Consider the following 13,529-nt stretch of genomic DNA (forward strand, 5'->3'; position numbering starts at 1 on the left):
GGCTTAGAAATATTCTATCTGTCTTTCGATAATCGTTATTGGCTTACCATCTTGGTATTCGAAGCGGCCTATCCAGTTTCCTTTCTTATCGTACTTATACTCAAAGCTATTTTTCTGTGCGTAATTTCGGTTGAGTAAGGAGAGTATTCTATCATAGTCTCCATGGCTGTTGTAGCGATATCGGGCTTTGTTTTGGGTGGTTTGTTGCTGGTCGATAATATGCTGTTCCTCTTCAAAAAGTCGGCCTTTGGAATCGTAAGTGGAGGTAATCTTGGCCGAAAAATCCTCTCGAAGCAAGCTACTTTCTATCTGTCTTCCCTCCTGGTCATACACATAAAAAGCCGCATATTGTAGTGTTCCCTCCTGATTATAAGCCTCTTCCTTGGTCACGTTGCCACTCCCATCACAGTTGAAGACGGTCACCCCGATACGCTTTCTATCGGGAGCTATATGCAGCTTATATTTCTTTAGTTTCTGCTTGTCATACACATATTCATAACGCAGGGTTTCGGCATTGTGCTCGTCGAAGAAGATTTCTTTGATAATATTCCCCTGTGCATCGAAAGTCTTTTCGATATTCATCTCGGCTATAAGTCCTCCCTTTTGAGCTAACTGACCCATTTCCTTAACATAATACCCCCTGATACGGAGTGTTCTGACACCTTTTTGAAGGTGTTCCCGCTGCCAATCCGTGATATCTTGCCCATAGGAGTAAGCCGCTAATAAGAAAAGTAGGTACCACCCAAGCCTATTCATAATAGAAACCGAGTTTATCTATTTTGTTTGCGTAGTTGAGCTGCCTTAATACGTTTGAGCCGATGCATTACCTCATCTCTATACAAGGCGTTTTTGGCTACCTTACCCACCGTAAGTCCCTGAACGAGGATAGAGAAGAGTACCACTATATAAGTAACCTGTAAGAGGGTTTCCTTCATCGCCCCTTGATCTTGAGGGATAGAAAGTACCAAAGCAATGGAGACCCCTCCACGCACGCCCCCCCACACCATGGTAATAAGGGAACCTCGCGAATAGGAGCTAACCTTGCGCAAGATGGTTTGTGCAGGAATATAGATGGCCAAGGCACGCCCTAACAGACATACCACTATAGCTATAGCACCCAAAAGGAACTGTTTGTCCAAATTATCAATCAGTAGCATCTCGAAGCCGATAAAAAGGAAGAGGATCGCATTCATGATCTCATCCACGATTGCCCAAAACTTACTTAGGTAATCCCTGTTCTCCTCACTACTGGCTTTTTTGCCTATATTTCCTACAAAAAGACCGGCAATCACCATAGCCAAAGGCGAAGACACATGAGAAGCCTTCGCTATCAAGAAACCTCCCATCACCACCGCAAGGGTTACCAATACACTTACGTGGTAGTCATCCGCTTTTTTCATCATCTCAGAGGCCAGCCAACCGAGGATTACCCCTAAGAAGATACCCCCACCCGCCTCTAAGAGGAAGAGCTTGGTAATGGCATTGAACGACGGCTCGAAAGAAGCATCAGTTGCCAGCTTGAGCACTACGGCAAACATTACTACCGCTACCCCATCGTTGAAGAGAGACTCACCGGTAATCTTCGTCTCGATACGTTTAGGCACATTGGCCTGCTTGAGAACCCCCAAGACCACAATGGGATCCGTAGGGGAGATAAGTGTACCGAAGAGCAAGCAATATACATAAGGAATGTCAATCCCTATCCAATGCGCAATATAATAAAGTAGTGCAGAAACAAAAAAAGCAGAAAGTACCACACTCACTGTAGCATAGGTAAAAATAGGGAGCTTATATTCCTTCAAATCCGAGACATTGATATGTAGTGCCGCTGCAAAAAGTAGGAAATTAAGCATAGCCCCCATAAGGATTTCTGTAAAGTCAAATCCCTGTAAGAGACTCTCCAATTTATGAGAAAGTCCTGCAAAAATGGTCTCTCCAAAAAGGCGTATCCCAACAGAAACAATCATGGCAACCACCATAATTCCAATGGTCATCGGAAGCTTTATATAACGGACATTCACATAAGAGAATATGGCAGCCAAGACTATAATTACTGAAAAAGCGTAGTATAATTCCATAGTATTTTTTTATTTGGGCAAAAATACGAAAATAATGACAAACGACAAAAGACTAAAGCCAATTTTATTACTTAATAATACGCTATCTCGTATCTATATAATTCTATAGGAACCTCATTTATGACAAGTCTTTCTATAGGATTATGATAGATATCCTCCTGGTAATAATACGCTCTGCTCTGGATTTCTCCTTCTTGACTGACAAAAACCTCTTTTACAAGATACTGACACTCATCATAATATTCGCTCCAAGAAAGCCTTCCATCTATAAAACCAGTCTTGCTTAGAAGATTCCCCTTTGAATTATACACATAAGAAGTATGCCCTTCTGTAGCTCCTTGTGCTATTATGCTATCACTGCTAAGATACTTATCTCTTATTTCAATGATTTTTCCATTAGTATCATATCTATAATATCTTATAGCATTATTATATATAAGTGTTCCTTCTTCATACTGCGTTGTGCTCAATTCATAAATATATTCTTCAATGACATTACCCGATTTATCATATTTCCATGTGTTTTCTTTTTTTATATCTTTATATTTGTCTATTACATATTCTTTTTTACAACTAATTTTACGATTTTCAGCATTGTATTCATACATTTCTTTATAAAAAAATTTATTTTTATCATTAAATGAAATTTTTTCTATAATATTACCATACTCATCATAAGTATATATAACTTTTTCCCCTTTGAGCAAATCCGAATCGCATTCTTCTTCCTCTATTAACCTATTTTTATCATCATAAATATAATTCGTATAATATATATACTTATATTGATTATTATCTTTTTGAGGAAAATCCCCTTCTTTGAAGATTTTTTGCATCAATTTTCCTTTTTCATTATACAAATATTTACGCTCGGATATATAATACAAAGAATCCGTTTGTCCTTTCACTTGCTGATATTCCTTTACTATATTTCCTTTAGAATCAAAGAGGTATTCTATCTCAAAGTAAGGTATCTCACTCCATTGGGAAAAAATAGAATCCTTTTGAGATAGCTTTTGGAAGACAGGGGTATAACTACGCTCCTTATAACGCTTTACCTGCCCTTTGAGTGAGGGCTTATTAGGGATTTTTGTGATGACCTCTTCTTGGTGCGACAAAGCCTCTTTTTTGTAGGAGGTCACTATCTGTGGGGAAGCACAACCCAAAAGGGAAAGATAAATCACTATAAAGGCAGCCTTTTTCATAATTTGCTTTTTTGGGCAAAGATAATAAAAAAACAAGCTCTAGTTTCACAAATTATACAACTATGTTTCCTATACAGAAGAGGCAGGTGATACACTTTTTAGACTTCGTCATCTTGAACAATTCGGCTTGTATTTTCTGAGGTTGCCATTGGCCACTGCCCAAAGGGCTTGAATAAGTTGTTTTTTTCACAAGTTATAAGGTTATAGAACTTAAGCGTTATAGCTGGCTATAACGCTTAAGTTTTAGAATGCAAAATCACAACATTACAGAAGTAAAAGCAATACGTTTCAACAATAAAGTAATGTTAATTAACAATAACACATTACTTATCGTTCGTCGTTAATAATTTGAGTGCAAACTAATCGTTAATCATTCAAAACTAAGTATTGAAGTGTTTGCCAATTGCTTTTATTTTCGTACTTTTGCCCCATAGGAGAATTATATTCCCTTCCAAGTATGTCTAAGAAAAATCAATCTAAAAGGCTCGCTACCCAACACAAAGAAACTAAGGGTGCTATAGGGATATTTGGCAATGAAGCTAAGCTACATGATCTATCTGTTCGTGAGATTTCTCTTCTTGTTATGCAACAGCTTAAGATAACATTCCCCTTGTTGTCTTTCCGACATAGAACGGAGGTAAAGAAAGAGGAGATCAATGAAGCCTTGAAAAGAGTAGATCCTGAGTTGGGGCAAACCCTTTTTGTTCCCAATGCAAGTGTGTTACCTGATGGTGGGCTTATAGAAGTAAAGGACGACTATGAGAACTGGAGAGTTATTTTAGTAACAGAGGCCAAACATCAGGGGAAAGACATAGAAAATATCAAAGCTGGAAAGTTGGTAGGGACGAAAGATAATCAAGACCTTATGGTAGGAGGAAATGCTATAGAAAGAGCTCATAAAAATATAGCTGAAATGGCCAATTTCATGTTAGCAGAATCTCATTTTCCTTATATAATATTCTTAGAAGGCTCTAATTTTCTTACTGAGACTATTTGCGTAGAGCGACCGGATGGAAGAAAGGTTACACTCGAATATAATTCGGGAATGCTCAACAGGTTGGACAGGCTTACAGCTGCTAATTATGGCATGCCTATTAACACTAACTTGTGCAAGAATAAATTTGTAAAGTACAAAGATAAAACCATTATGCTACAGGCCGCTTCTATATATACTCAGGGACATGGAAAGGCTTGGGAAAAACAAAAAATGATGAATATCATGCTTGAAGTAGCTAAAACCTCTCTTAGAGTATTAGGCAGTGATTTATTTGTTCAGCTTACTCAACAAGTAAAAAAAGATTAGCATGGCACGAAAAGCAACCAATGAGCTATTGCAGAAGGCTAAGAAATCGAAAAATGACGAATTTTACACTCAACTTTCCGATATAGAACGTGAATTACAGTATTATAAAAATCATTTCAGAGATAAAATAGTCTATTGTAATTGTGATGACCCTAAAACAAGTAATTTTTTTAAGTACTTTGTTTCCAATTTTAAAGCATTGGGTCTTAAAAAACTTATAACGGCTTGTTATAAGGAGGTAGCCTCCGATTTGTTTTCCAACAAGGAGAATGAAAAGGGCTTTTTCGTGGAATATACAGGTGCTGATGATGAATATAATACTCTTAATATCAAATATTTCAGAGAAGATGGGGATTTCCGCAGTTCAGAGAGTATTGAACTACTCAAACAATCGGATATCGTAGTTACCAATCCGCCTTTTTCTCTGTTCAGGGAGTATGTAGCTCAACTGATGAAATACAACAAAAAGTTCCTTATCATAGGCAATATCAATGCCATTACCTATAAGGAGATTTTTAGGCTTATACAAGAGAATAGCGTATGGCTGGGGATACACTTAGGCAGAGGAATTTCAGGCTTTATCGTACCTGAACACTATCCGCTCTATGGCACAGAAACCCAAGTAGATGCTTTAGGCAATAGGATTATATCTCCTAATAACTGCTTATGGCTAACCAACTTAGACAATTATAAACGCCATGAGAACATCACCCTTACCAAGAAGTACATAGGTAATGAATACCAATACCCCAAATATGACAATTATGATGGTATTCATATAGATAAAACTCAAAATATTCCTTTGGACTATGAGGGAGCTATGGGAGTTCCTATCACTTTTTTACACAAATTCAACCCTAACCAATTTGAAATCATAAAGTTTAGAAAAGGAAACAATGACAAGGACTTATCTATAAATGGAAAATGTCCTTATTTTAGGATTCTTATCAAAAACAAACGGCTACAAAGCCTTTCAATACACTAAAAAATGCTTAAACAACTCACGAAAATCCTTATTTCTACACGTCTGATGGCGGTGCTTTTCTTAGCCTATGGGGCTGCCCTTGCTATGGGCACTTTTGTGGAAACCTGGTATGATACCGACACGGCCAAAATCTGGATCTATAACGCTTGGTGGTTCGAACTCATCATGGTGCTTTTTGTTATCAACTTTATTGGGAATATAGGCCGCTATCGCCTCCTGAAGCGGGAGAACTGGGCGGTATTCCTCCTACATGCCTCTTGGATCTTTATCATCGTGGGAGCTGGGGTGACCCGCTATATCAGCGATGAGGGAAAGCTCGCCCTACGCGAGGGAGAGGAAGCCGACTTCTACACCTCGGAACTGACCTATATCACCGCTCAGGTAGATGGCACCTATGAAGGACAACCCTTGCGAAAGGCCAAGCAAACCCAAGTGCTTTTCTCCCAGCATACCTCCAACTCCTATAGTTGGGCTTCGGACTTCAAAGGAAAAGATTTCCGTATACACCTCAAGCGCTTTATCGCCCATGCAGAGGCTACCTTCGTGGAGGATCCCCAAGGAGAAGCCTATCTGAAAATTGTAGAAGCCTCTGGCGGAGAGGGACACGAGCACTATCTCAAGAGTGGCACAACGGAAAACTTCCACGGCCTTCCCATCTCGCTGAACAACCCTACCCAAGGAGCCATCAACCTACAAGTAACCCCCGAAGGGAGCTATATCCGTAGTCCCTATATGGGGAGCTATATGACCATGGGCGATCAAAAAGTATTTGAGGTAGCCCAAGATAGCCTACAACCGCTCCAGTATCGATGCTTGTACAACATAGGTGGCATGCGCTTTGTCCTTCCTGAGCCCATGCAAAAAGGGAAAATGGTAATGGCCGCTATCGAAGAGAAAAAACGAAATGCAGGCGATCGCAGCGCCCTTGTGATGAGCCTTAGCTGCGGGGGCGAAACCCAAGAGGTGGAGGTCATCGGTAGGCGTGACGAGATCAATCCTCCCACCTCGGTAGAGGTAGGTGGCCTGACCTTCCATCTGAGCTATGGTTCGGTACGTACCCCCCTGCCTTTCAAGGTAAAGTTGGACGACTTCATTGCCGACAAATACCCTGGTACCGAGCGTAGTTACTCCTCCTTCAAGAGTAAAGTGACCGTCACCTCTGCTGAGGAGACCTTCAAATATGATATCTACATGAATAATATCCTCAACTATAAGGGCTATCGCTTCTTCCAAGCCAACTTCTTCCCTGATGAGAAAGGAACCATTCTTTCTGTCAATCACGATTTCTGGGGTACCTTGCTCACTTACATAGGTTATACCCTCCTCTATATAGGCCTTATTGCCAGCATGTTTTTCGGAAAAACACGCTTTGTCCAACTGAGTCAAAAACTCAAAAAATTATATGACAAACGCCGAGGTGCCCTCACCCTCTTGGTGCTGCTCTTTTCAGTAGGTGCCTATGCCCAACATGATTCTTTTGAACTGACTCCCAAGCAGATAGATTCCCTTATTAAGGCCACTACTGTTAAGCAATCACATGCGGACCGCTTTGGGCGCTTGGTGATCCAAGACGAAGATGGCCGTATGAAACCCATCAACACCTTTGCCTCCGAGCTTCTACGCAAGGTCAGCAAGGCTGACTCTTTCCGTGGCCTGGATGCCAACCAGGTGTTCCTCTCCATGCTACTGAATCGTCAGCTATGGTACAATATAGATTTTTTCTATATCAAAAAGGACAACGATAGCCTACATAAGATTTTAGGCGTAGAAAAAGGCCTAAAGCGAGTACGTGCCTTGGACTTCTTGGACAAGGAGTATAACAACAAACTTAACCCCTACTTGGTGGAGGCCTATTCGACCAACAACCCCAACCAATTCCAAAAGGAGTTCAAGGAAGTAGACACCAAGATGCACCTCTTAGAGCGTGCCCTTTCCGGAAGTATGCTCCGTGTATTCCCACTCAAGGACAGTCCTAATAACAAGTGGATTTCCCCATTGGACATCTACGAGAATCCTACCTATACACAGGACACCCTCGAAGCGGGCTTTATCAAGCACGCTTTCCGCTGGTATCTCTCCTCGGTAAAGGATGCCGTCGAGACAGGAAATTACAGTGAGGCTGATAAGATCCTGACCGTACTCCAGCAGAACCAGCGCGCCGTAGGTAAGGCGGTAATTCCTTCCGAAAAACAGATAGAAGCCGAGCTACTTTACAACAAGTATGATGTCTTCAAGAGCCTCTTTAGCTGGTACTTATATGTAGGTACGATCATGTTTGTTGTACTCATCGCACGTATCTTTAAGGAGCGCAAGGCGCTGCGTATCACCACCCAGGTATGTACCGGATTGCTCTTTTTCCTTTTTGCCTTACATACCGCTGGGCTTGCTTTCCGCTGGTATATCTCTGGCCATGCCCCTTGGAGTGATGCGTATGAGAGTATGATTTATGTTGCCTGGGCTACCATGGGAATCGGTTTGTGTTTCGCCCGTCGCTCCCCATTGAGCCTCGCCTCCACTGCCTTTGTAACCTCCATGATTCTGATGATTGCCCACTGGAACTGGCTTGACCCTTCCATTGGCAACCTACAGCCTGTACTGAATAGTTACTGGCTGATGCTGCATGTGGCGGTGATTGTAGGTAGCTATGGCCCTTTCACCTTGGGAATGATCTTAGGGGCTATTAACCTCTTACTGATGATTCTTACCACAGCGAAGAACCGAGAAAAAATCAAGGGCGTAGTAGATGAACTGACCATCGTCAATGAGTTAGCCCTTACCGTGGGGCTTATCATGCTCACCATTGGAAACTTCTTAGGTGCCCAATGGGCTAATGAGAGCTGGGGACGCTACTGGGGCTGGGATCCGAAGGAGACTTGGGCGCTGGTGAGTATCATGGTCTATGCCTTTGTCATTCACATGCGTATTGTTCCTTCCTTACGTGGGGTGTGGGGCTTTAACTTTGCCAGTGTGGTAGCCTTTGCCAGTATCCTGATGACCTATTTCGGGGTTAATTTCTACCTTTCAGGACTACATAGCTACGCCAGCGGAGAAAAAGTGATTACTCCAAACTTTGTCTATTATGCGGCGGTGTTTGTCCTAATTTTAGGGATTGTGTCTTTTATCAGAAGGAAAAATCTAAAGGAATAAAAGTATGAAAAAGTGGTTGCTCCTCTTGTTTATAATGCTCCCCTATTATGGCCTTTGGGCACAAGAACCCCTAACCCTCAAGGGCTATATAGATAACGACCACTCCTACTATGGAGAGGATCAAATGATCCAAAACAGACTCTTTGTCTTGGAAAAAGCAGACATCACCCCGCCGAGGAATATCGTATTTGTGAACCTCTCCAAGGAATCCGCCCAGCGGGTAGGACAATCCACGATCTTATTAGTGCCTGTGTTCAAGGATATTTATAATGATTTTCTCAAATGCGGAGGAGAAATCACCTTTGACGCCATTGCTTTCCCCAACCATAAAGCACTTTATTATACCAAAAAAGCCACCTGTCTTGACTCTGACGGACAGGTGGCTACCTTTGAATATCAGGTAGAAACAGACGGGCTATATGAGCATATTATAAGTAAAAACCTCTTTACTGGTTCTTGGGAATACCGCGATATCCCTAAGTGGATCGCAGAATTGGACAATCGCAAAACTATCCAGCATCGCTATGAGTTAGATACCAGTGCTGGAAGCATTTATGTACAAGAAGAAACGAGTTCCATAGCCGAGCTTGCACTTCGTATCCTAAATGAGGCGCATGATACTTTTGATTTTATTCCTATAAAGAAGAACGCCAAAAAAAAGCAATGGCAAGCATGGTGGCAAAAGGTTATCCATACCGACCTTAGCTTATGTAACGCCCCTGCGATAGTCCCCCTTACAGAGACCCCTACAAGCTACTATGAGCAACTCGAATATTTAGGAGAAATTACCAGTGACCAAAGTCGCCTATATGCTTATGATACAGTAGCTAAAAAGCACCTTTATCTAAGCCGTTATGTTTCCATAGAAAGCGAACAATTGCCCCTAATCACCCTTGATACCGAAAGGCGTAAGTTCCTAAAACAAGCCTTAGAAATTCCTGTGAAAACCTATATCAATCATTTCTATGCCAAGAATGACACCCTCTATACTATAGATAATCGTGTCCATTGGAAAAAATATGCTCCCGTAGCTATTACAAAAGATAGCTTAGCCTATAGAGTCGCCGAAGAAAAAACACTCCTACCTGAAGCACTAAAAGAAGCCTATATTGCAAGTGCCTTTACCACTTCTGGGTATATGTATGCGATCTATAGCAGCAGGCGATCTCGTACTGATTTTAGCCTGCTTTGTATAGACCCCACCAGTGGCAAAGTCCTCGGTAACCAATCCTTAGCCGCCTTACTCCCCTCACCTATAATAGCTATCACTACGCCTCTGCTGGGGGATGACCTTACAGCTCGCACCTTGGAGGAACCTGTTTTTATCGTTTATACAGAAGCTCGAAAGACTTATCATCTAAAATTTCACAAAGATACTTGTATAGAGAAATATCTCTTGGAGGAAAAGGAAGATGAAGACTTTCAATTTGATAGCTTTTCCTATATAAATAATGATAATAAAAGCAGCTATATAGGTTATCAGTATGCAAGAAAGGGCTTTGATTTTTGGTGTTATGATCCAAAGAATTTTCCTAAAGGAAAGCAATTTTTCCACTGTAATGATTTTACAAGTTACTTTAGAGATACCTTTGTATGGGCTACTTTAGGGGATAAGAGTTACCTTATTTATGTATTCCAAGATGGGCTTTCCCAAGGGATCAAAGCACAGCGATTTGACCGAAAGACCCTCAAGCCCATAGGTGCCCCCAGCTGTGTGTTCTCAGAAATAGGTATAGTCCCCTATCGTAGTTCTGGCCTATCGGATATTATGAAAATTAGTGATTTACACGCCCTTTATAGTGACAACCAATGGCATATTACCTTTTCGCTACGCGGGCAATTATACTGGTACGCTTTAGATCTCTAAAATAGGACAGGCTATCAAAATTTAATTAAAAAACCAAGTATAGTCAGAAAAATGACGTATATTTGCAGCATAGAATTATGCTGATTATCCAATGAAATATACACAAAAAAAACCAGCAATTGTCCTCTTGGAGGACGGCACTGTTTTCTATGGAAAAGCCGTAGGAAAAGAAGGTAGTGCTTTTGGTGAAATCTGCTTTAATACAGGGATGACTGGCTATCAGGAAATCTTTACCGATCCCTCCTACTTCGGGCAAATCATGGTAGCAGCTACCGTTCATATAGGCAATTACGGGGCTTTCTCCGAGGAAAACGAATCCGATGGGGTGAAGATTGCAGGCCTGGTATGTCGCAACTTTAGCGAATATGGCTCCCGCCCTATCAGTGAAGAATCCTTAGGCGCTTTCCTTGAAAGACAAAACCTCTTTGTGGTGAGCGAGGTAGATACCCGTGCCTTAGTGTCCTACATACGCGATAATGGAAGTATGAATGCGGTGCTCTCCACCGAAGTGGACAACATAGAAGGACTTAAAGCCCAGCTCAAGGGGCAACCGTCCATGAAGGGCTTGGCCTTAGCCCCAGAAGTATCCACCAAGGAGGCTTATTTCGTAGGAGATGAAAACGCCCCCTATCGTGTGGCAGCTCTGGATTTGGGTATCAAGCGCAATATATTGCGCAACTTGGCGGCTCGTGGCGCTTATATCAAGGTATTCCCACATACCGCTACCTTTGAAGAACTCAGTGCTTTTGCCCCTGATGGCTTCTTCCTATCCAATGGCCCTGGTGACCCTGAACCACTAACCGAGGCTATTACACTTACTCAGCAAGTTATTGAGAGTGGCAAGCCCGTTTTTGGTATTTGCCTCGGCCACCAGCTCATTGCCCTCTCCCAAGGAGTACCTACCTATAAGATGCGCAATGGTCACAGAGGAATCAACCACCCTGTAAAGAACCTCCTTACAGGAAAGAGTGAGATTACCTCCCAAAATCATGGTTTTGCTGTTAATAAGGAATTAGCGGAGAAGAACTCGAATATAGAGATTACCCACCTACACCTCAATGACGGTACAGTAGCGGGTATTCGCCTGAAGAACCGCCCTGTATTCAGCGTACAATACCACCCTGAAGCAGCTCCAGGCCCTCATGATGCGAGCTACCTCTTTGACCAGTTCATTGAGTTAATGACAAGTAACAAGTGACTAATGACGAGTGACAAGTGACTAATAACTAACGTATAAAAAATATTGCCTTACGATGTGTAAGGCAATATTTTTGTATAACATTAAAATAAATAAAATGACTATTTCACTACATAATTTTGAGCTACTTCCTTAGCTACGCTTTCCAAGACAGAGGTAATCTCATCATTGATTTTTCCGGCTTTGAGCTGGGCAAGGGTATCTTGGTGGGCGGTACGAAGGTTATCCAAGTATTCTTTTTCGAACTCACGTACACGCTCTACAGGGACTTGGCGCAATAGGTTTTTAGACCCTACATAGATAATCGCTACTTGATCTTCTACCTTGTATGGAGTATTAGAAGATTGCTTAAGGATTTCCACATTGCGTTTCCCTTTCTCAATCACGTTGCTGGTAGCCGCATCAAGGTCAGAACCGAACTTAGCAAAAGCAGCCAATTCGCGGAACTGTGCTTGGTCGAGCTTTAGGGTACCAGCTACCTTCTTCATGGACTTGATCTGAGCCGATCCTCCTACACGGGATACAGAGATACCCACGTTGATCGCAGGGCGCACCCCTGAGTTGAAGAGGTCAGATTCGAGGAAGATCTGTCCGTCGGTGATAGAAATCACGTTGGTTGGGATATAGGCTGAAACGTCCCCTGCTTGGGTTTCGATTACCGGTAGTGCGGTAAGGGAACCACCACCCTTTACAAGGTGTTTGATAGAATCAGGGAGGTCATTCATATTGCGGGCTACCTTATCGTCTTTGATTACCTTAGCAGCACGTTCCAAAAGGCGGGAGTGTAGGTAGAATACGTCTCCTGGATAGGCTTCACGTCCAGGTGGGCGACGAAGTAAGAGGGATACCTCACGGTAAGCCATCGCTTGCTTGGAGAGGTCATCATAGATAATAAGTGCTGGACGACCTGTATCACGGAAGTACTCACCTATGGCTACCCCTGCAAAAGGAGCATATACCTGCATAGGAGCCGGATCGGAGGCATTGGCCGCTACGATGGTTGTATAAGCAAGCGCTCCAGCATCCTCCAAAGTCTTAGCGATACCCGCTACTGTAGAGGCTTTCTGACCAATGGCTACATAGATACAATATACAGGATTACCTGCATCGTAGAATTCCTTTTGGTTAAGGATGGTATCGATACATACGGTAGTTTTACCGGTTTGTCGGTCACCGATAACCAACTCACGCTGACCACGTCCTATAGGAATCATGGCATCGATCGCCTTGATACCTGTTTGTAGCGGCTCATTTACCGGCTGACGGTAGATAACCCCTGGTGCCTTACGCTCGAAAGGCATTTCGTATAGCTCGCCTAAGATAGGACCTTTGCCATCGATAGCTTCGCCTAAGGTATTGATTACACGACCTACAATCCCCTCCCCTACCTTGATAGAGGCAATGGTTTTGGTACGTTTTACGGTATCTCCTTCTTTTATTTGAGTAGAAGACCCAAGGAGTACCACCCCTACATGATCTTCTTCGAGGTTGAGCACCATTCCTTCTTGTCCTGATTCGAAATGGACAAGCTCTCCGTTTTCCACTTTGGAGAGACCGAAAATGCGAGCAATCCCATCTCCTACTTCTAATACCGTCCCTACCTCTTCTAAGGATACAGACGCATCGAAGTTTGCTAATTGTTTCTTTAGAATCGCTGAAACTTCAGCCGCCTTTATTTGTGCCATTATTTTGATGTATGAATATTCTTCTTTGCTTTATTTATAACTGAGTAAACCCATAGGCCAT

10 protein-coding genes are annotated in these 13,529 nt (G+C 42.3%); 5 read left to right on the forward strand and 5 right to left on the reverse strand.

The window, feature by feature from the left end; all coding sequences use genetic code 11:
- Positions 1-3: 3 nt before the first annotated feature.
- From HMPREF1551_RS01630 to HMPREF1551_RS14120, 4 genes are all read right to left on the reverse strand, one after another.
- On the reverse strand, positions 4-756 hold the full coding sequence (locus HMPREF1551_RS01630; protein WP_021627261.1) for a hypothetical protein: 753 nt from the start codon (positions 754-756) through the stop codon (positions 4-6).
- A 14-nt stretch (positions 757-770) separates the two neighbouring features.
- Positions 771-2,078, reverse strand: coding sequence for a cation:proton antiporter (locus tag HMPREF1551_RS01635; RefSeq protein ID WP_021627262.1), 1,308 nt, complete (start codon positions 2,076-2,078; stop codon positions 771-773).
- A gap of 71 nt (positions 2,079-2,149) precedes the next feature.
- Positions 2,150-3,319, reverse strand: a complete 1,170-nt coding sequence (locus tag HMPREF1551_RS01640; RefSeq protein WP_231374945.1) for a hypothetical protein — start codon at positions 3,317-3,319, stop codon at positions 2,150-2,152.
- A 16-nt stretch (positions 3,320-3,335) separates the two neighbouring features.
- Positions 3,336-3,473, reverse strand: coding sequence for a hypothetical protein (locus HMPREF1551_RS14120; RefSeq protein WP_021627264.1), 138 nt, complete (start codon positions 3,471-3,473; stop codon positions 3,336-3,338).
- 267 nt (positions 3,474-3,740) lie between these two features.
- Here HMPREF1551_RS14120 and HMPREF1551_RS01645 point away from each other — a divergent pair, with 267 nt between their 5' ends.
- From HMPREF1551_RS01645 to carA, 5 genes are all read left to right on the forward strand, one after another.
- Positions 3,741-4,586: an EcoRI family type II restriction endonuclease gene (locus HMPREF1551_RS01645; RefSeq protein ID WP_021627265.1), complete on the forward strand. Its 846-nt coding sequence runs from the start codon at positions 3,741-3,743 to the stop codon at positions 4,584-4,586.
- A gap of 1 nt (position 4,587) precedes the next feature.
- Positions 4,588-5,571, forward strand: coding sequence for an adenine-specific methyltransferase EcoRI family protein (locus HMPREF1551_RS01650; RefSeq protein WP_021627266.1), 984 nt, complete (start codon positions 4,588-4,590; stop codon positions 5,569-5,571).
- Between the two features lie 3 nt (positions 5,572-5,574).
- Positions 5,575-8,718, forward strand: a complete 3,144-nt coding sequence (ccsA, locus tag HMPREF1551_RS01655; protein ID WP_021627267.1) for a cytochrome c biogenesis protein CcsA — start codon at positions 5,575-5,577, stop codon at positions 8,716-8,718.
- 4 nt (positions 8,719-8,722) lie between these two features.
- On the forward strand, positions 8,723-10,585 hold the full coding sequence (locus HMPREF1551_RS01660; protein ID WP_021627268.1) for a hypothetical protein: 1,863 nt from the start codon (positions 8,723-8,725) through the stop codon (positions 10,583-10,585).
- Positions 10,586-10,676: 91 nt separating this feature from the next.
- Complete coding sequence (gene carA / locus HMPREF1551_RS01665) at positions 10,677-11,783, forward strand: glutamine-hydrolyzing carbamoyl-phosphate synthase small subunit (RefSeq protein ID WP_021627269.1); 1,107 nt, start codon at positions 10,677-10,679, stop codon at positions 11,781-11,783.
- Positions 11,784-11,884: 101 nt separating this feature from the next.
- Here carA and atpA read toward each other — a convergent pair whose 3' ends face one another.
- Positions 11,885-13,468, reverse strand: a complete 1,584-nt coding sequence (atpA, locus tag HMPREF1551_RS01670) for a F0F1 ATP synthase subunit alpha (RefSeq protein WP_021627270.1) — start codon at positions 13,466-13,468, stop codon at positions 11,885-11,887.
- Positions 13,469-13,529: the final 61 nt, after the last annotated feature.

This window comes from Capnocytophaga sp. oral taxon 863 str. F0517, assembly GCF_000466425.1.
Classification (GTDB): domain Bacteria; phylum Bacteroidota; class Bacteroidia; order Flavobacteriales; family Flavobacteriaceae; genus Capnocytophaga.